Origin of the sequence: Citrobacter sp. CK198 (assembly GCF_030333295.1) — a bacterium.
In the GTDB taxonomy this organism is placed as follows: domain Bacteria; phylum Pseudomonadota; class Gammaproteobacteria; order Enterobacterales; family Enterobacteriaceae; genus Citrobacter_B; species Citrobacter_B koseri.
The window spans coordinates 305,209-325,862 of record NZ_JAOWGE010000035.1; the positions used below are offsets into that span (position 1 = coordinate 305,209).

The 20,654-nt window shown below is 46.2% G+C and carries 9 protein-coding genes and 3 pseudogenes; 5 read left to right on the forward strand and 7 right to left on the reverse strand.

Annotated features, from left to right (window positions below):
- The first annotated feature begins 11 nt into the window (after positions 1–11).
- The 4 genes and pseudogenes from OGY62_RS19330 to OGY62_RS19345 all read left to right on the forward strand — a co-directional run bounded on the left by OGY62_RS19330 (position 12) and on the right by OGY62_RS19345 (position 5,277).
- Complete coding sequence (locus OGY62_RS19330; protein ID WP_198447317.1) at positions 12–902, forward strand: BrxR family helix-turn-helix transcriptional regulator; 891 nt, start codon at positions 12–14, stop codon at positions 900–902.
- 60 nt (positions 903–962) lie between these two features.
- A pseudogene (locus tag OGY62_RS19335) lies at positions 963–2,078 on the forward strand (IS3 family transposase).
- 31 nt (positions 2,079–2,109) lie between these two features.
- Positions 2,110–2,526, forward strand: a pseudogene (locus OGY62_RS19340) (phage polarity suppression protein); the annotation flags it as partial.
- Between the two features lie 429 nt (positions 2,527–2,955).
- On the forward strand, positions 2,956–5,277 hold the full coding sequence (locus OGY62_RS19345; RefSeq protein WP_286460419.1) for a P-loop NTPase: 2,322 nt from the start codon (positions 2,956–2,958) through the stop codon (positions 5,275–5,277).
- Between the two features lie 41 nt (positions 5,278–5,318).
- Here OGY62_RS19345 and OGY62_RS19350 read toward each other — a convergent pair.
- The 7 genes and pseudogenes from OGY62_RS19350 to OGY62_RS19380 form a co-directional block, all read right to left on the reverse strand.
- Positions 5,319–6,452, reverse strand: a pseudogene (locus tag OGY62_RS19350) (tyrosine-type recombinase/integrase).
- A gap of 545 nt (positions 6,453–6,997) precedes the next feature.
- Positions 6,998–10,147, reverse strand: coding sequence for a helicase-related protein (locus OGY62_RS19355; protein ID WP_286460420.1), 3,150 nt, complete (start codon positions 10,145–10,147; stop codon positions 6,998–7,000).
- Positions 10,137–11,933 (reverse strand): phospholipase D family protein, encoded by a 1,797-nt coding sequence (locus OGY62_RS19360; protein ID WP_286460421.1) that lies wholly within the window; start codon positions 11,931–11,933, stop codon positions 10,137–10,139. Before OGY62_RS19360 ends, OGY62_RS19355 begins: the two co-directional genes overlap by 11 nt.
- Positions 11,927–13,156 carry a DUF6361 family protein gene (locus OGY62_RS19365; protein ID WP_286460422.1) on the reverse strand — a complete coding sequence of 410 codons (1,230 nt, stop codon included), beginning with the start codon at positions 13,154–13,156 and terminating at the stop codon, positions 11,927–11,929. The genes OGY62_RS19360 and OGY62_RS19365 overlap by 7 nt, the downstream gene beginning before the upstream one ends.
- Positions 13,157–13,336: 180 nt before the next feature.
- Positions 13,337–15,067 carry a LeoA/HP0731 family dynamin-like GTPase gene (locus tag OGY62_RS19370; RefSeq protein ID WP_286460423.1) on the reverse strand — a complete coding sequence of 577 codons (1,731 nt, stop codon included), beginning with the start codon at positions 15,065–15,067 and terminating at the stop codon, positions 13,337–13,339.
- Positions 15,039–16,742, reverse strand: a complete 1,704-nt coding sequence (locus OGY62_RS19375) for a DUF1269 domain-containing protein (RefSeq protein WP_286460424.1) — start codon at positions 16,740–16,742, stop codon at positions 15,039–15,041. The genes OGY62_RS19370 and OGY62_RS19375 overlap by 29 nt, the downstream gene beginning before the upstream one ends.
- A gap of 2 nt (positions 16,743–16,744) precedes the next feature.
- On the reverse strand, positions 16,745–17,572 hold the full coding sequence (locus tag OGY62_RS19380) for an OLD family protein (protein WP_227505086.1): 828 nt from the start codon (positions 17,570–17,572) through the stop codon (positions 16,745–16,747).
- A 175-nt stretch (positions 17,573–17,747) separates the two neighbouring features.
- Between OGY62_RS19380 and OGY62_RS19385 the strand changes: the two genes are divergently transcribed.
- A complete protein-coding gene (locus OGY62_RS19385) occupies positions 17,748–20,639 on the forward strand; it encodes an SNF2-related protein (protein WP_286460425.1) in 2,892 nt (963 codons plus the stop codon).
- Positions 20,640–20,654 lie beyond the last annotated feature (15 nt).

A 20,654-nucleotide genomic window follows, 5' to 3' on the forward strand; every position in this document is an offset into this window, starting at 1 on the left:
ATAAAACTGATATGTATTACTCAATGTTTCTTGAGAAACACAAATCCCCCCTCAGCCACGCACAATGGTTGCGCTTGCGCTATATTGAGCGCCAGCTACTGTGGGAACGAAAAGTCACTTCACGCATGATTGCTGAAGAGTTTGGCGTCTCGGCGCAACAAGCTCGTACTGATGTAAGAACCTATATGGAGGTAGCTCCAGGCAATGCTATTGAGAAGGGGGCCGGCCGAAAAGGGTATTTCCCCAGTACGACATTTTCGCCTGTTTTACTGGGAGACAACGATCTGGTCTGGCGTGCAACGGTAGAATTTCCCCCCCCGCAAGCGGCCCACGCGCAGGAAATTCCGCTCATCCATCGCGCAGTGCATAGCCGCACGCTGGCAATTTTTTTGTCAGCAATCGAACAGAAGGGACAAGTAAAAGTGACTTATGCGTCAATGGAAAACCCGGAAGGCATATCCCGTACACTAAGCCCTACGGTAATTATCACCGTTAATGGGCGCCAGCATGTGCGAGCCTATGATTGGGGTAGTTCGGCGTTTAAGGACTTTGTTTTGGCGCGATTTCTGGACTCGCCGGAACTGATTGTTCCTGCCCCCCCCCCTCCGCGCAAAGATACCGCGTGGGAGGTCGTGATCCCCGTGCGTTTTATCGCCAATCCAACACTAAACAAAGCGCAACAAGAGGTAATTAAGCGGGACTACATACTTGAACCATCTGAATTCAGTATTCGTGCACCAATGATTTTTTATTTATGCCCTGAAAACAATCTGCCTAAAACAGATGATGAATATGCACAAGCTACTGACGCCAGCAGCCACGGCCCCTTTGTCTACCCAGTTCTAGCTGTGCACGCCCAAACAGGTGAGCCTATTCATAAGTACCGCCATGCTGGCGAGTGAATCGCCACGGGTTTAACAGACATTTCAGAGTCATTTAAGATGGCTTAAAGAGAGGTGCACATGAGCAGTGAGCGTTATCCTGAAGAGTTTAAAATTGAAGCAGTCAAACAGGTTATTGATCGTGGCCATTCTATTTCCAGCGTTGCAACACGTCTCGATATCACCACTAACAGCCTTTACGCCTAGATAAAGAAGTACGGGCCAGACTCTTCCAATAACAAAAAACAGTCAGATGCTCAGGCCGAGATCCGCCGACTCCAGAAGGAACTGAAGCGGGTTACTGACGAACGTGACATATTAAAAAAGCCGCGGCGTACTTCGCAAAGCTGTCCGACCGAGGTACGCCTTTATCCGTGACAACACCTGTTGCTGGCCTATTCGTCTGCTCTGTCGGGTGCTGGACGCTCATCCGAGTGGGTTTTACGCCTCCACATTCACTCCGGCATCAGGCGGATCTGAGGCTGACAGGACAAATCAAACAGTTCTGGCTGGAGTCCGGTTGCGTTTATGGCTATCGCAAGATCCATCTAGACCTGCGAGATAGCGGGCAACAGTGTGGGATTAACCGGGTCTGGCGGCTGATGAAGCGTGCCGGGATAAAGGCTCAGGTCGGGTACCGAAGCCCACGAGCGCGTAAAGGGGGACCAGTATCGTGACACCCAACAGGCTCCAGTGGCAATTCAATCCGGAAGCTCCGGATGAACGTTGGGTAACGGACATAACGTAATCCGAATCCACGAAGACTGGCTGTATCTGGCCGTGGTTGTTGACCTGTTCTCGCGCAAAGTTATCGGCTGGTCAATGCAACCCCGGATGACAAAAGATATTGTCCTGAATGCGCTTCTGATGGCCGTATGGCGACGTAATCCCCAAAAACAGGTGCTGGTTCATTCTGATCAAGGTAGTCAGTACACAAGCCATGAGTGGCAATCGTTCCTGAAATCACACGGACTGGAGGGCAGTATGAGCCGCCGCGGTAACTGTCACGATAACGCAGTTGCAGAAAGTTTTTTCCAGCTACTGAAGCGTGAACGGATAAAGAAAAAGATCTACGGGACGCGGGAAGAAGCCCGCAGCGATATTTTTGATTACATCGGAATGTTTTATAATAGTAAGCGGCGGTATGGTTCGAGTGATCAGATGCCACCGACGGAATATGAAAATCAATATTATTAACAGCTCAGGTGAGAATAACCGCTCCCGAAGCCTGCAAACGCTGTGCGATATTATCGACGTAAAAAAATGGGAAATTAATCAGGCTGCTGGTCGCTATATTCGCTCCCATGAGGACGTGCAGCGCATCCGTAACCGACTGAATGATTTTATGCAGACGCACGGCGCGGAGCTGACCGCCGCTCTTGCACCTGAGTTGATGGGCTATAACAACCAGCATCACGCTGTAAAACACTGCGTGATGCAGCATTCGATGGATTACCTGCGTGAAGCGCTGTCGGTGTGGCTGGCCGCTGGTGAAAAAATAAATTATTCCGCACAGGATAATGACATTTTAACAGCCATCAGATTCAGGCCTGACGCGGCTTCACGGGATGATAATCGTGAAAAATTCACGCCTGCGCAAAACCAGAATTACGTCCGAAAACGCGCTGAACTGGCCGCGCAGTAGCCCTTCAAAAAATCCCCGTAAATCCTGCCCTTTTTCCGGAATTAAGCCATGCATTAGGTGCATGGTTTTGCATACGTTTTCACGTCCCTGCCTCTCCCGCCAGCGCCAGCTCTGGCGCTGCCTGAGGCCGCCCATGCAAAGAGACACATCGAGCGAGCAGACGTGGCAGGGGAGAGCATTGCGCGCCAATATGGTTAAATTTTTTAGCATAATTGAATTAGGTTGACTTCATAAAGTTTGTAGCAGTACGACGTTACATCCAGTGCTAACTTAACTGAAATGCATAAATCTCCACTAATCATGCTGTTATGATTTGTTGCATACATCAAAGTAATTGGGATAGATGCAATAAATGATATTGCATCACATCTGTTTATGAGCATAATTCAGAGGGAGCAACATAAACATGTGAACATAAATGGAAAAACTATGAAAATTGATAACCAACCTTTGCTTGAACACAGCCTAAAAAGTGGCATCAATTTATTTCTTGGTGCTGGTTTTTCAGTAGAAGCAAGCTCAAAAGATGGAAAACTCCCAGTCGGAAATGATTTAAAGGATGAATTACTTGATCATTTCAAAAGGAAAAAGCCATCAACTCTAGATCTCCCTCAACTCTGTCAGATATTAAGCAGCTCATCAAAAAAAGAACTTAAAGACTTTTTCATTAACCGCTTTACGGTTACAGAATTTGATGAACTTTACAAATCAATTGAAAACATTAAAATAAAATCTATTTTTACAACCAATATTGATGATCTAATTTTCAAAATATTCAAAGACAGCAGCAGATATTATATAAATGACATTCAACTTAGAGGCCCTGCGATAAGCAACGGTGAAGCCATTGATTATATAGGGCTACATGGGTGTGTGGCATATCCTGGCTCAGAGTTTGCTTTTTCACCTTTAGAAATTTCTTCTAGCTTTGAGAGAGATAAAGATAGGTGGTTCACCTACGTAAATAAAATTCAAACATCACCAACGTTGTATTGGGGCTACAGAGTCCAAGATGCAGGCGTATTACAAGCTTTATCAAACTCTTCTAATAAGGGTAGGCAAAGAGCTGATGCTTGGATCGTATTGAGAGAAGATGATGAAGAAGCCAGAGAGTACTACTCTTCGTTAGGTTTTCAAATAATAATTGGAGAAACTATAGAGTTACTCAAGTATTTCTCTAAACTTAAAAGCGATGATAAATCAATCCCCCAGAAGAATACTATTGAAAATAAGTTCGAAGAATATAAAATACCAACACTTTCCTCTGTTCCTGTACGTTCTCTCACTGAGTTTTTCTTAGGGGCAGAGCCAATATGGTATGATATCTTTACAAATAAAATTCATAAAACAAACCATTTGCAAAAAACAAAAAACGAGTCATTCAAATCTAAGCATGTATTAATTATCGGAGCACCTTTAACCGGCAAATCAACTTTACTAAAGCAATTATCTGTTGAAGCCAAAGAACTTGGCTCGGTTTTATATATCAATGAGATAACGCCAGAAAAAGCGCGACTGCTTTATAGAGAGATAAAGATTTCCAATGAGAAAGTTTATATATTTATAGATAATGCTGTGGATTCTTCTGAAGCAATACAAACGCTAATCCATCTACCCAACATTAAAATAATAGCCGCTGAAAGAGATTTCATTTACGACACTGTTTCATATCGATTCACACCTCAGCAGTTTAATATATTAGATGTGTCTGGCCTAAATGATTTCGATATACAATCGGTTATAGATAGCATTCCTCAAGGCATTAACAAACAGAATGACTCATTTTCTCATAGCGATGGTGATATAAATATTGAGCCAAGCTTCCTTGAGGTTATGACACATGTAATTAAAGACAACGCATTGGCAGATAGATTTGTAGAAGCATTAAAAGAATTTAAAAAAACGGCTGCACCAGAGCATGACTTGTTATTGTTAGCGTGTTATTTGTATAGTTGCCGCATACCAATCTCAGTTGATATTGCTGCTGCATATCTTAGAAGTTATAATTACGATGCATTAAAATCATTCCGAATGCTATCAAGTATGGATACATTCTTATACCCATATGAAGGACAGTTAAGCGTAGATAACCAAGCCTATTTTGTTCCGCGCTCCAGGACCGTTTCAGAGATAGTAATGAAGAAAACTTATCATAAAGACATGGCAAAAATGTTAGAGACTTTCCATCAAGAAGTTTCACCAACCAGAATAAGCCGATATGATATTTTTAAACGCTACGCCTATGACGCCAAATTGATGGGGCGTGCGTTCCCTGATTGGGAGCGAGGGTTAAAATTCTATGAGGAAGCTTTCACTCGTGATAGGACACACTCATTAAAACAACAAGGGGCATTATACTTAGCCCACAAGAAAAAATATGAGTTAGCTTTCATATGGATTGACGAAGCCAAATCAATAACTGGCAACAACAACCCAACAATCAGAAATACCTATGCAGTAATATTGTTCAATGCAAATTATGATAAACCTAACTCTCCAGAGGTGTTATCAACTCTGGAAGAAAGTATGGAAATACTACAACGTTGTTATAATGATGACTATAGGAAAATTTATCACGCAAGGATATTTGCCGAACAATCAATCAAATTCAAGTTGAAATACCCTGATATCTCCAGAAAGAAAGGTTATTTAGAGTTAAGCATGAAATGGCTGGAGTCTGAATTGAAAAATAGGCCAAATGATCGATGGATGAATAACCTCACGCGGACCATTCGAAGAAATTTGCGCTAAAATTCATTAATTGGCATATGGTTGGCTCTGTTAAGAGCCAACTAATCATTATTGTTTTTTGCGAAATAATATGGAGTAATAGCATAATTTTCATTTGCTTCTAAATAATCAGCCCACCATTGAATCATTAATTTACGCTCATCTAAATGCTCTGAAGTGTGAATATATGCTGCACGAACATTATTACGCTCAGAATGGCTCAACTGACGTTCAATCGCATCCTCGCTCCATAATCCAGACTCTCCCAACGCTCCACGAGCCATAGTCCTAAATCCATGTCCACAAACCTCAGTTTTCGTGTCATATCCCATCGCGCGCAATGCGCTGTTTACTGTGTTTTCACTCATAACCTTAGTTGCGTCATGATCACCAGGAAAAAGCAGATCTTTATCACCACGAATCTGCTTTAACTGGTCTAACAAAATCATCGCCCGCTGACTAAGCGGAACAATATGCTCCTCTTTCATTTTCATACCACGATATGAGTAACGCACTCCTTTGATTTCTTCTCGTTTTGCAGGTACTCGCCAAAGAGATTTATCGAAGTCGAATTCATCCCAACGCGCGAAACGTAACTCACTGGAACGCACAAAAATTAGTAAGGAAAGCTCGACCGCGATCCGAGTCATTACCCGCCCGCGATATGCAGCAAGACGAGCAAGAAACTCAGGGAAGCGGCTAGAGGGCAAAGCTGGATAGTGTCGTGTTTGGTAGTCGATAACGCACCGGCCATGTCACTGGCTGGATTTGAGCTGGCGAATGTCGGACGAACCGATATGAGGGAAGATATATAGCTCAAGATAGCGAAGAACCCGCGATCGATGGTCTTCGCTCCAGCACTTGTTACTTTCATGCCATTCACGAGCAATGGTTTCGAAAGTATATGCCCCCGAATTCTCGGCCTGAGCTTCTTTCTGTTCGGCTTTAGGGTCAATGCCCTGCACTAGCAGTTTTTTAGCTTCATCACGCTTTGCTCGTGCCTGAGCAACAGTCACATTAGGCCAAACACCAAAAGCGAGGCGCTCCTCTTTCTTATCGGAGGGGCGCCGGTATTTCATGCGCCAGTATTTAGATCCCTTGGCCGAAACCTCGAGATACAAACCGCCACCATCGGCCATTTTGTAGGTTTTGTCTTTTGGCTTTGCGGTCTCGACCTGTCTGGCGTTGAGCTTCATTTGGGGCACATTTCTAATCTAAGTTAAGATGCCCCCAATGACATACGGATTTCAACGGACAACCTCGGACAACTCAGGACGTAAAAATCGCTGCAGGCGTTGATTTTAAAGGGATAACTGGACTTTCTCGGATGGTCTGGGAAGTACTATTGGTGCGAAGGCCGGACTCGCCTTTTCATTTAATTTATTGAAAATTAATGGGTTGTGAGAATCTGTTTTGGGGATTTGCCCCCAGAATGGGACATAAAATTGAATACTGCGTGGAAGATCACAAAGTTGCGTGATTATCACTCATCGACAATTCCTATCCTAACCCTAAATTGCCTCATTAGCTCTCCACACCACACGTGATTTCGGTTACGGGACAAAAATCAGTACACTACTATATCAGAGATCCTTGTTTTTCCACAAATTGAGCAAATTAACTCAATTTCATCATGTGGTAACAGTAGGTACTGCTATGATTTTCGTTTAATTTTATCTACATTTAGTTAGCAAACTCACACCATCGTATAACAGGATAAAGCTCCTCACACTAAGGAGCATTATATCTTTGGCGGTTCAAGAGAAATAAGCCACTCCGACAAATCAGTTAAAGACTCATTACCACTTTGTTTCAGGCCAAACAATAAATCTTCCTGGCGCGGCTGGCCGAAGACAATACGATAGAGTGCTAGTTCTCGTTTAAGCCGCTTAAACTTAATGCTCTCTTTGCTGTACGGCAATATAGGAATCCGGCGCTCAACGCAAGATGTCCCCTCTTCAAAAATCCAGTAGGGAACCAGCTCCGATTGTCCTGCTTTACGGTGACTTGCCGCAAGTGCGAAGAGCTGTGTCCATGGATCTGAGCTTTCTGCCAACGAATGAAGTGCACGCAAACCATAATGCTCAGCAATGTTCTTCCTTACTGCATGGCCCTTATAACGATGCACCCGCCCTTCACGTTGCTCCATATCGACCGGGTTTGACGGTAGATTCCAGTGCATCACCGCGTGGCACCAGGTATGAAAATCGAGTCCTTCTTGCCCGATTGAGGTGGAGGCCAATATAAAGGGGTGGAAGGGAGAGTTAAACGCATCTTTCACCGACTCCGCATGTGCGACGGCTTGATTTGTGTCGTCCCTCTGCTGGCCGTAGCGTAAAGCAAAGCGACATCGTGTGTGCAAATCGCCCCAGGAATAATTGCCCCCTTTCGTTTTGAACTCATCAATATTCAGTTGCGTGGTACGCAGCGAAACCACGGCCTGAATGCGTGATGCAATAGCCGCTAACTGCGCTTCAGCGGATTCATGTTGTAATCCCATCGACTCTAACAGTGTATGAACATACTCATCCAGCATGGCCTGTATATTGCCATCGATGCCATAGCGCAGCGTTAGCCGCCAGTAAGTGTCATCGCCAGTGCCGCGTAGTAGCGAAATGCTCTCCGCCAGGTTGTAGAGTGAGCGAAATCCAGAAGCGATCTGTGCTGCCCCGGATAACATCTCTGCTGAATCGGTTGCCAGGCCATTGTCGATGCGATTGAGCGCCCGTAGGGCGCACGTACCAGGGCTAGCAAGAGCTAAGTCACAGAGCACTTCAGCCAGGTCATCAGGGCGTGGGCCGAGGGAGATCTCGCCATTTGCCATTTGGATAAAAAGGTCGATATGTTCCTGAAAGTTTTCGGCACTCTCATTTTTCGTTGACCCTATGTACCAGTAATGTTCGCCCTGCCACCAGTCTGGCGTTTCGGTACGAGCATCCAGTAATGCCGGTGCTGCCCAATACCAGCGCTCGTCCACACGCGTACCCGGCTCACCATTATCCAGAGTTTCAAGCAGTGCTTCACATTTAGCCGTTGCAATCGCCCTTACGGCCTTTACACTCAACGGCTCGCTGGCATGCTGGAGAGCAATTTCAAGCGGATCAATATGGCGGGCGAGTGTCGGTGATGGCAACATCCAGGCAATAACAGGCATCCCGGAGAGACGACCATCTTTTGATGATTTTGCAAAATTGAGCAGCGGTTTTACTTTCTTTTTGAACTGACTATGTAGAATCTGGGGATCAGTACCAATCATCCGTCGTTCTGCCTCATAAGAACAAACAGTGGCAATCGCATTAGGTACCGCATTCCAGGCGGAAAATACCAGCGTTTTAGTCAAGCTGCCTTTGTTGGCATAGACCCCACCAGGCGTAATGTAAGGCAGAGAAGGTGGCATCCATAAAAGTTGCCACATGTCTTTATCCAGCGTGTCCTCAAACAGCATTCGCATGCGGGGATTTGCAGCATCAAGGGGTTTGTAGCGCTCTAATTTTGCCTTCGACAGTAACTGCGGCTTTATTGATTTGACGAGTTTACGCACTGTATCGGAAGGGTATTCCAGTACTTTGTCAATAAGAGTACGTAGCTCGTAATGCTTTAGAAAATTGAGAAGGTAAGGCATTGATTTCCAGTATTCGATGATATCGCGAGCTTGTACCTCCATTGCGATAGCATCAACGGCGGCAACGTGATGAAGGTCGGAGAGCGTAATCATTGCCGGTTGTGCAACTTCTTTAGTCATCGCATCAAGCTTTTGCGTCATCGTTACCCGTTCGGTACGGCACATGACCTGTAATAAAGCGTGTTCCAGTGCTTTTTTCGTTTCTGCGGCATTTGTGAAAGCGTGCAATGCAGTACGGTGATCGAGTAAGTGCTGCTGAATACCCTTGATTTGACTGCTATCGTTGTACAAAAACTGCAATGTGCGAATAAAGTCCGCGTAGTGATTATCCCCTTCGCTTTCCTGATCGAGAGTGAACATTTTATACGGAGTCGCGGAGAGTAATAGCACGCGTACGTCCGGCTGTTCAAAGAGTGCTTTTGCCAGCAGTGCGGCTTCATCGTCACCATCAAGTAAAGCTTTAAACCGCTGAAATTCGTCAAGGATAACCAGATTGGGCTCCAGCGCTGACAAACACACCGAAGCCAGTTTACTTCTGAGTTTTCCGATTAGTGTGTAGCGCAGTTCAGAATCGTGAATTTCGCTGTCCTCGTCATCATCGGCAAAGCATTCACAACCTTCTTTGAGTTGAGCGTACAGTTCGGTATCGTCCAGAACCTTGCGACGAAAATCTTTTGCCAGTTCCGTGTCAATGTCATCAACAGATAGCCGGTCTACCGTGGAATGCCAGCCAGAAAAGCCTGCTGCTGCCTGTAGCAGGTTAAGCATTCCCTTGCGTAAACGTTCACGGCGCATGCCTTTTGCCAACGGTAAATCGTACAAAATGCGATATAAGATCGCGCGTTCTTCTTTGTGACCTCCACGGCTTCGGGTGTGATCGAGAGCAGTGTTTGGTGTCAGGCTGATAAAATTTATTCTGTTTTGGCGCAGAGACCGCACCTGCTTTGGCAAAAACGTCAGGCGCGTTGAGTGTGAAAATTGCGCCTCATTACTGACATTCAGGCGTTTGATATTCTGTGCCGCAATAGCCGCATTTGAGCAGATATAAATGATGTCGATACGATCGACATTATCCTGCAAATGTTCGATAACTTTGGCGATGATGCCCCGGGCAACCATTGTTTTGCCCAGCCCCACCTCATCGGCTACCAGAAAGCGATTTTGCGATTTATCACCGTAAAATTGCTGGAAAACATAATTTACGGTGCGTTGCTGGAAATCTTTCAAGCCCGTGAGTGGGGCAATAATACTGGGATGCTTATCGGCCATATCGTCCTCCCATGGCTGATTCAAACACGGCCCACAGTGCAAGAAAATCTTGCGGAATCATGTCGTTCTTCCCTTTTCGCATATTTTCCACCAGCGCGGCGATATCGTTTAAACGCTCGGGTTCGCGGCTATAGATACGTGTCAGCTCTTCCAGAACGCTGAATTCCTCTCCACTGGCTAGCCCTGTAAAGAAATGACCATCACCGAAGGTATTTTCGGCAAAGAAGGATTGATGCCCCGTTTCACCTATCAACATCAACAAGTAACGTAGAAAATCCTGATTCTGCATGCAGTTTTGTAAAATTATTGCATTGCGATCGGGGGGTAAGGCATCAATTGGCAGATTGAGAACGAACCTGAGCGATACGTCCGGGTGCGATGTTTTAAGGGAAAACGCTGTCAGTCCGGTAATTGCCTGGACTGAAAACTCTCCGAGTTCTCTTTTATTCTCCTTATTCGGGTCCTGTAGATTGCAACTCAACACTTCTGATACCGTTATTGGCCATGCTGTTGCCTGAACAACTCCCGGTAACTTAGGAATCTCGCCAATAAGCCACAATGCCCAGCTTTGGTCGTTTTGACCGGGGTGACCATGAAGACTCAATGCAGCTTCAGCAAGCAACGTACGCGCCTGTTCAAGATGGCATTCTGCTTCGATACGCAGGGCATCGGGCTCAAACAGCTGGGCAGGGTCGAAATCTTGCAGATAGCTTCCCATCCCGTCGCTGCCAATGAGGTCATCAATAGTGCCCGTGTGCTTTTTCTTACCCTTGAGCGAGACTAAAATTTCGCAGTTTGTTTTCCCCAGTAGCGCCGCGCTGGTGGCGTTCGCTGAGCCCAGAACCAGTTCGCTGTCTCGGCCATTTTCAAACAGATAAGCTTTGGCATGCAGACCGGAGGCAATGATTTCATCAGGTGAGCTCTCGTCGTGCATCTGCCCTTCTGCTGCGTCGTCAAGATGAAGCTGGTGCGTGAAAAGGTTGAGCGTCTCTTTACTCAAGGCGAGCAGGGTGTCAGGACGTGAAATCAGGGCATCAGCTTGTTGGCAATGTTCCACGATGTGGCGCAGGGCCTCATCGGTGCAAAACGGTGATATAACCACCGCACGATCCGCTTCGGGTGGCTTCCAGTCGTAACCTTCTCCGGGCAGGAAAAACGCGACCTTATCAAAACCAGCGGGACATTCCCATTCAACATACAACAGTTCATCTGCGAAGCGCTGCGCCTGCTTCCGGCGATGTTTCGCCATTTTTCCCGTCGTCCGTTTGGGCAATACAGAGAATAAATGCACCAGTGCTTTATTGGCACTTTGCTTACGTTTTACAGGGTAGCCGTCCAACTGCAACGAGAGGTCCCAGGACGAATCGGTGGTTAAATTTCGGCTCAGTACTACCAACCGGTACATCACTTCGTCTGTTTCAGGATTGATAAAACGAATCGCCCAGATTTTGGGGTGAAAGACCCCGCGGCCTTTGGCTTTTGATTCAACAATCATATCTTCAAGCAAACCGAGCAAGGGATTAGGCTTGAGCTTTGTGGGAACTTGAATGCGACCTTTTTGAACGTACACCGTGATACGTTCGGAATAACGACGAATGGCTTCAAAAATGGATAGCGGATCCTGAGCGCGATTGCTGTCGGTTGCCGTGAAAGCCAAATAGACCGGTGCCTGTAATAAAAATACCGGGTCGAGTGAAAAGCTGGTTGCGATGGCTTCGTCAAACACCATGCAGGGCGGAGAGGTCAATGCCGAAGTATATAAACTGCGATTGTTGGGGTTTAGCATTCTTCTCTCCTGAGACCGTGCGCCAGATCGTTAAGTATTATCTGGACGTTATGCCAGCGATAGACCAGCCGCAGGGTTCCTGCATATCCACTCCATTGCTCCAGTGCACGTCTGTTTTTAAAGCGCGAACGCGGACCTTTGAGGGCTATTTCGCGGGCACGGATAAGTGCACAAGCTTCTTTACTGGTGAGTAATGTCCCAGAGGATTGTCGGATCAGTGCAATCCACTGCTCCACAAAGCGGCGAGTTTTCAGGCTAATGTTATAGCCAGGCCCGGCAGTAAGTTCCCACATGCGGTCGAGTGGCCAGGTAGCGATCTTCTCGCGAACCGGTTCGGCAAACCAGGCGACGAAATTGTCACGGTGTTGAGACAGAAGGTCGTTATCTGCTCGTTCTTTGGCAAGCAAATAGTTATATAGCAATGCTGCGCCGTGCATCGTATAAGAAAAAAACCGCGCGTGGGTCAGCAGTTCCTGGAGAGCGTCCGGGAATTTCGCGTAATCCGGGTGTTCCCACGGTGCGCTTACGTCTGCTGGTTCGCAATGCAGGGTTAACCATGCCAGCAGGCTGCCTTTGCATGACGATTGAATACGGTCGCGAAGAAAACTGGCTTCCTGCCGTGTTAGGGCGAATGTTGCCTCATCAGGAAAGTTGGACGGTGGCGCAGGCAGGCTGGAGTGCCAGCTCTGGGCTGGTTTATTCGCGCTTGTGTCGCCCATATCGCACCGATTTTTTTCATAGTATTCTCGCTCGCTGATTTCCGTGCGTGCACGATACAATTCATCCACACGCCGATGATATTCCTCCTGCGACCACAGAGTCTCGCGAATACCCCAGCGCCGCAGCCCGGACCAGTAAACGGAGCTGGGCAGGCGTTTAAGCTTCTCGCGTGAGTTTTTACCAAATGTACCGGCCGAATCTTCTTCGAGCCGGGAGAGAGTGATAATTAAGGCGCGTTCGTCACGGTCGGCCTGAGTACCAAAGTTTGCGGCGGGTATGCGTTTATTCTCGAGGTGTTGGTAGATCCATGAAATAAAAAGCATGTAGCGTAAACGGGTCTGGATGGTGCTGGTTCCTGGAAACAACTGTTCAGCAAAACTATCTCGGATCGAGCCAATACCTAATTCATCACGGCTCTCTTTTTGTTGAAAGAGCGCAAGAATATTTAACGTTTTAGTCCGTGCGTCTGAATCGTGATCAAGCCAACCTAGCGCAGATACCATACCTATTTCCTTGGTTATATTTATTATCTTTTATTTTCATTTAAATACATCAACAACAGTTCGTTAATCACCAGTCCTGGACCAATACAAACGTTTCTTAGGAAACCAATATTTACTTAGCGTATGTACCATGTTACTGATACCGCCCCCGATTCCTGGGGCGGTACAGTGGCTTTCACATCAAACTGACGGGGATTCCGACGCGAGTGAGGTTAGCTGGGCAAGCTTTGACTGGATAATCGTCAGTTTTTGCTGGTTATCACGGATAACCTGGCTTTTCGCGGTCAGCTCAGTGACCACCTGTTCCAGGTTTTGAATCTGTGGCGCAAAAAAAGCGAACATTTTTTCATCTGAGCTCAGCACATCATAGATTTCTTTAAAGGGCTCTTTAATGATTTTCGCTAACGAGGCTTTCACTTCTTCCAACTCCCGCTCCCGCTCGTGCGCTTTATAGGCATCCCATAGATCGGATCCTATCGTAAACGCAGCACCCGCCGGGCCAGCCCATTTAGTAATACTTCCGGCCAGTTTTGTTGCCTGCCAGGGCTTAAATTTATAAACATAGCCGGTTAATTTGCCAATCGTGTCGCGTGCAGCAAAAATGGTTGTTTTGAGTGTTGCAGGGTTAATTTTTGACACGCCCTTAAAGGCTCCGCCCAGAGAACGAAATGCACCTTCACTCAGGCCGCTTAAAAAGCTTTCGCTGGAGTTCAGCTGACGCGTAATGTCATCCGATAAGCGCTGCGTGACCATCGTTGACTGATCGAAAAATCGATCGACAGACATCTTAATGCGCAGGTGAAGTTTAAAGCCAACTCCCTCTTCCGTATATCCCAACTCATCATCCATAAACGGGCGGATATCTTCCAGGCTGAGTGGTCGCAGCTGGCTCATAAGCTGTTTTTCCATCAGGTTCAGCTCTTCAAATAGCTCACCGGCCAGCCGTTTAACCTCGGTACGACTCTGCTTAATATCGTGACAAAAGCGGCGCGTATCCTCTTCGTTTTTTTCAACAAAAGCGTTCAGTTCACTGAGCTGTAAATGAGCCTGCGTAACGCGTTGATTAACAATATCCTTCACCACGTCCATGCCGGTTTTCGCCAACAGCACTTCGGGGACATTGGCTTTCAGAATTTCAGCAGCAGTTTTTTTGAGATCGTTAATGCGCGAGCGGCTTTCGTAATGTTCAGGTTTGCCGAACCAGAACGGCAGGCCACGACCATTTGGGTTAGAGGCAATGCAGACGATCTTCAACCGTTCGCATTCCGCCGTGTTGAGGTTTGCGGCGCGCTGTAATTTGCCTTTCAGATTCTCTTTTTTAATCGCCGCCTGCTCTTCAAACAATACCTGGTTCGTCAGGTTAGCCACTTCATCCATTTTGTTAATCACAAAGATGGTTGAAGAAAGTTTATTCAGGTCACGTAAAACCCATTTAACGATGTCGCTGTGGCTCTCCTTGAGCGGGTTAGTGGCATCCACCACGTAAAAAATCAGGTGCGCTTCAGAAATATAGCGTTTGGTCAGATCTTCATACATCACCTGCTTACCATCGAGTTCGCGCTCTTTATCACCAAACAGTCCCGGCGTATCAACAATTTCACATTGACCCGGCAGTCCTTCCGGTTTGTAAACGCTTAATCGATCGGAGGACTCATCCATGGAGATATTCATATCCTCCATAACCTTACCCAACCAGGCGGCGATAACACTCGTTTTCCCGTCTGAAAACGCGCCAAGCAACGCTATACGCAGCACATCAGATTCAACGGCGGTAATGGCGGAGGATATTTTTTGTAGATCATCACCAATATCTATTTCCATTTCACCCAGCGCCTCTAACATACCGCGCAATTGTAACAGCGAATCAATGGCCGCCTGTTTCTCAATACTGAACTGCTTGAATTGTTCCATAAGGCATTTTCTCTAATTGATTTTTTAATCGAGTGATTCGGGTGATTTGGGTTTCAAAAATGGTAATTGGCTGCTGCAAGGCACTCTGCATGTCGTTCACTTTCTTCAGTAGGCCAATCTCAAGTTCCTTATTTATGGCCGCCACCAGCTTGCTGGCTTCATCTGCAACACCGTCCAGAGCCTTCTCCCTTGCGCCATCCAACTTGTCACGAACGTTTCCCTGCGCTTTGCGAATTTTTGATGCTTTGCTGGTAAAAAAGCCGATCACCGTCATCACCACGCCGACCAGCGCACCAGCAATAGCACCAATCGCTGTTCCAACAATTGGGAATGCGCTACCAATTGTGCCGCCCGTCATCGCATAGCTGCCAATTTTGAAGGCCATTGAGCCAAAATCGCCTAACCCCAGGTCGTACCCCAACACCATATCCTTGCCAAAATCGAGACCGCCGCTACGCGTAAAACCAACCCGTTGTTGAAATTCCACATGCTTGATATCTTCCAGCAGACGTTCCACCGCATGCAGCATCTGCTGCTGCAATACCTCCACAGCCTGTTCCGTATCCTTCAGCATGTCTGCTTCAACGCCGGTGCGTCGCGTTTTAAACTCGCGCTGAATCCGTTGCGAAATCGCGTCACTATCACCGAAATCGTCTTCGACGATAGCGTCACTGGCCTCGTTCAACCCGTTAAAAAAGGTATTCCAGCGGTTACGACGGTTATTCACAATACGCCGTTCAAACTCAGCAATCGCATTCCGGAACGCGGCACGGCACTTATCAAACTCTGGCTCTGCACCTTTCAGGAAGGTACGGTGTCCGGCTAACTGTGTTTCCAGCACCTGTAAGTATTGCCCCAGCATCTCACGAACTTTGCCTTTGTTGCTTTCGACAATATCCTCCCGGAAGGTGGCAACCTTATTTCTGATTGTCCGGGCTACGGCATCAATTTGGCTAAATGCCCGCATTTCCAGAGGGTCTGGGAACACCGAAAAGTACTCCTGCTGCGATACCGCCAGATTATGCTCCCGGGAGGGATGAATGGTCGTACTTTGCGTGCTGTCGTCATACGCCAGCGCTGAAAATGCCAGCATTCCCTGCACGCAATGCCCCTCCAGCAGTACCTCCGCCCCTAATACCGGAACCAGAACATCAACGGTCTGGCGAAGCGTATTATCAGCGCCGCTCTGACGGCAAAGATCCTCACGATCTTCCTCAAACTCATAGTCATCAGCATAACCGCGCGCGTTGATCAGCGGATAAACCTGAGTACCATATTCCAGATAGGATTTGATCTTCTTGGCAGTCGTCGTTTCGGGTTTTTTATTGGTACCGTTGACGTAAACCACCAGATGCGCTTGCGCAATGGCTTCTTTAACCAAATGTACGTAGTGGGACTCATTACCTTCAATGCCTGGCACATCGATCAGCTGGAAGATTTTATCATCGATATGTAAGTCATAGTGGGTGTTGCCTTTGGTAAAATCCGACTCACCAGTGCCAATGATTAAACCGTCGACGCGCTTTGACGTATTTTTTAATTTTTCCGTTCGGATGACAGATTGAGTAAGACGCGACAAGCTTTGATCCAGCAAGTGCTGAATATCGATAGCCGGTTTGCACACCTCGGCCAACCGTTCTGGATCATTCTCTGCTAGAGACAGTGTGCTGCTCATTGTTAGTGCCCCGCCAACTGATTAAGCAACACCACTGCACCACCAGCCCCTACAAACAAACTGACAATGGCGATCGCCAATAACGTTAAACGCGCTTTTACGTGCGTTTGCCGCTGCAAAATTTTCAGACGAGACTGGCTTTCGTTTTGTTCGATAAGCAGGCGCGCTTTACTCGCCTCTTCTTCCATTTTTAACCGTAAGGCGCTTTCATTGGCGATAATTTGCTGCAGTCGCATGGCGGAAAAGCTGATGCTGCTAATTTTATCGACCACATCGCCGTAGACCCGTCCAAAGTCCTTTCGTAACTGCGTTAAGTTTTCGCGCAACTCTTGCTCCGCCTTATGCAGATCATTTTGATTATTTTGTAGCAGCTGTCGGCGGGTGGTTTCATCGAACAAGATTCTCAAAGACTCAATAATTGTACTTTTTCCAGCGTTAGTTTCGCCAAAAAAAGCAAGGGTAAACTTGTCCCATTCGGCATGTTGCTGTAGATAAGCCAATTTCTGATTGAAAGTATCCTGCAGAATCTGTAGTTGCGCCGTCATAGCATTAAGCTGCTTTTTGCCATCTTCGTTTTCAACATGAAGCCCTGCAATATCAGCTAATGTTTGCTCAATGTTACGCCCTACGTCGGCATAAAGCCGGTTGAAGTCCTCAGCGGTATTCATTTTTAATCTCATTAATGTTCTATTTTCACCGGTTTGCTCAGATACATAGTCTTCCCGGCAGGCTTGTGCAGCATTACTTAACTTGAAGGCAATCTTAGCGTTGAAGAAAAAGTAAAACCACTTCGATTGCAAGGAGATAATGACCGGATTATCACGTATCAACTTTTGTATCAGATATCGGCCTGTAAGGGTTAAAATGATAAGATCGGCATCGCTTAATCCGCATGGTGCTCGCCTGAGGGCATCTAAGACTTAGCAGTTCAGAGGGCACGGTGACATGCTAAAGTCGTGGACCATACACAGTGATTTCAGCGTCAGGAAACAAGGGCGAGCTTAGATGATCGGTACAACTCCCTACCATGCTAAATATTTTGCGCATGAGCTTTCTATCCTCCATTCAAACAATGGCGTGGATCGTCTTTCTCAGTCATTGTTTGATGCCTGCGTTGACCTAAACCCACATCAGATAGAAGCCGCATTGTTTGCTATTGAGAATCCTTTAAGCAAAGGGACTGTCCTTGCTGATGAGGTTGGCTTGGGTAAAACCATCGAAGCCGGTTTGGTACTCTGTCAATACTGGGCAGAAAGGAAGCGAAAACTACTAATCATCTGCCCTGCATCTTTGCGTCGCCAATGGGCAAGTGAGCTACTGGAGAAATTCAACTTACCTTCCCATGTACTCGATGCAAAAACTTTCAGCCAGCTGCAAAAAGAAGGTATCTATAACCCTCTAAGCAACAAATCGATAACAATAATGTCGTACCACTATGCGGCCAGGTTAGAAGACAAACTGGTGGCTGAAATGTGGGACTTGGTGGTGATTGACGAAGCTCATAAACTCCGGAATGCACATCGAGAAAGTAACAAGATGGGGCAAGCATTAAAACGTGCGCTTGATGGCCGGAAAAAGTTGTTATTAACGGCAACGCCTTTGCAGAATTCGTTAATGGAACTGTACGGCATGTCGACGCTTATTGATGAGCATGCTTTCGGCGACCCAAAGGCCTTCAGAAAACAATATATGCAGACAGACAGCGATATAGTGGAGCTGAAAGGGAGACTGTCGCGCTTTATCAAAAGAACATTACGTAAGAATGTACTTGAGTACGTCAAGTACACGGAACGTAAAGCTATCACAATCCCATTCTATCCTAGCGAACAAGAGCATGAACTCTATGAACGAGTTCAAAAGCTGCTGGAACGTGAGGATAGCTACGCGCTGCCTAAGCGACACAGGCATCTGACGGGGCTAATTCTCAGAAAATTGCTTTCGTCGAGTACGAAAGCCGTTTTGAATAACTTACAGATACTTAAGATTCGTCTTGAGAAACTAAAGCACAAAGGCATCGTTGAAGATGAGCTAGATATCATTCAGCAGATTATTGTTGATGATGATCTTGAAGATGGCATCGTTGAAGATGACGAAATATTAAGCGCTGATACAGAGCGCAAAACAATCGATCTAGCTTTACTTCAGGCTGAAATCAATGAGCTTGAGACCCTCATCTTCAAAGCTGAACAAATTGGTGTTGATACTAAAACAAAGGAGTTACTCCTTGGCCTGGAGCAAGGTTTTGCACAGCTTGCAGAAATGGGGGCAGCAAAAAAAGTCATCATCTTTACAGAATCGATGAGAACTCAGCAATATTTAGCTCACTTCCTAGAAAATCATGGTTACCAGGGGAGAGTAGTTACCTTTAGTGGTACCAACAATACGCCGCATTCGAACAAAATTTATCAGCAATGGCGTGAAGAATATCGCGGTTCTTCTCGCATTACAGGATCGGCGCAGATTGATAAACGTTCGGCATTGATCGACCATTTCAAAGATCATGCTGAAATTATGATCGCCACAGAAGCAGCGGCGGAAGGGGTTAACCTGCAATTTTGCTCGTTGCTGATTAATTACGATTTACCATGGAACCCTCAACGCATCGAACAAAGAATTGGTCGTTGCCATCGTTACGGGCAAGAGTTTGATGTGGTAGTTATTAACTTCCTTAACCAAAGAAACCAAGCAGATCAACGCGTTCTGGAATTGCTGACTGAGAAATTCAATCTTTTCGATGGTGTTTTTGGGGCATCAGACAGTGTATTGGGCACCATTGAAAACGGCGTAGACTTTGAAAAAAAGATTCAGTCAATTTATGAGTCATGTCGGACTCCTGAAGAGATTGAAGCCGCCTTTGAAAAACTGCGAAAAGAGCTTGAAGACGAAATTAACCTCAAGATGCAAAAGACTCAAGAGCAGCTGCTCGAGCATTTTGATGAAGATATTCACGATGTCCTAAAGATCAGGCTTGACGAAGCACAAGAGCGCTTAGATAAGGTTGGCCGCTGGTTTTGGGCGGTGACACATTACCAGCTTAAACATTGTGCCAATTTTGATCATAAGCATTACCGTTTCACATTGTGCCAACCCGTCAATGGGTTACCAGTAGGGCATTACCAATTACTGCGCAAAAGTGTTAACCAAAAAAGCGAATTGCAGAAGCAAGAACGCCATAGTTTTGCGTATCGCATCAACCATCCTCTGGGTGAGTATGTGATTGATACCGCCAAAAGACTAGAGACGCAGACGGCAGAGGTTCTCTTCAATTACAGTGACCATACAACGAAAGTCTCCGTTGCTGAGCAACTTACAGGACAAGCGGGTTGGTTGACGCTGAACTTGCTTACTGTGGATGCCTTTAACACACAGCAGTTTTTAGTCTTTACGGCAAAGACCGATAGCGGGCGAATAATAGACGGTGAAGCATGCAAGCGGTTGTTTCAGCTTGCAGCAACACCAGTCCATAGTGAAAATATGTCTGCAGAGGCGAACACATTACCCGATGACTTGCTCTTACTCAAAAATAGACAAATCGATGCCCAACTTGCTGAAGTCATGGAGCAAAACAATGCCCTCTTTGAACTTGAAAGAGATAAGCTGGAAAAATGGGCAGAAGATGTGATTTATGCTGCGGAAGAAGCGTTACGCGATACGAAAATGCAAATCAAGTCTTTGAAGAGAGATGCAAGACTGGCACAATCCATTGAAGAACAAAAACAAAACCAGGAAAGACTAAAACAACTGGAGCGACAACAGAAGCGCCAGCGGATGGAGATTTTTGATATTGAAGATGAAATATCAGACAAACGTGACCTGTTGATCAGTGCCCTTGAAGAGCGAATGAAGCAGAAAACAGAGATCGCAGAATTGTTTACCATTCGCTGGAAAGTTATTTAATTGATTTACAAGAGA

Excerpts from the sequence above, each read along its gene's own strand:
- OGY62_RS19385 (WP_286460425.1), top strand. The coding sequence starts at position 17,748 with ATGATCGGTACAACTCCCTACCATGCTAAATATTTTGCGCATGAGCTT.
- OGY62_RS19365 (WP_286460422.1), bottom strand. The coding sequence starts at position 13,156 with ATGGTATCTGCGCTAGGTTGGCTTGATCACGATTCAGACGCACGGACT.
- OGY62_RS19360 (WP_286460421.1), bottom strand. The coding sequence starts at position 11,933 with ATGCTAAACCCCAACAATCGCAGTTTATATACTTCGGCATTGACCTCT.
- OGY62_RS19375 (WP_286460424.1), bottom strand. The coding sequence starts at position 16,742 with ATGAGCAGCACACTGTCTCTAGCAGAGAATGATCCAGAACGGTTGGCC.
- OGY62_RS19345 (WP_286460419.1), top strand. The coding sequence starts at position 2,956 with ATGAAAATTGATAACCAACCTTTGCTTGAACACAGCCTAAAAAGTGGC.
- OGY62_RS19370 (WP_286460423.1), bottom strand. The coding sequence starts at position 15,067 with ATGGAACAATTCAAGCAGTTCAGTATTGAGAAACAGGCGGCCATTGAT.
- OGY62_RS19355 (WP_286460420.1), bottom strand. The coding sequence starts at position 10,147 with ATGGCCGATAAGCATCCCAGTATTATTGCCCCACTCACGGGCTTGAAA.
- OGY62_RS19330 (WP_198447317.1), top strand. The coding sequence starts at position 12 with ATGTATTACTCAATGTTTCTTGAGAAACACAAATCCCCCCTCAGCCAC.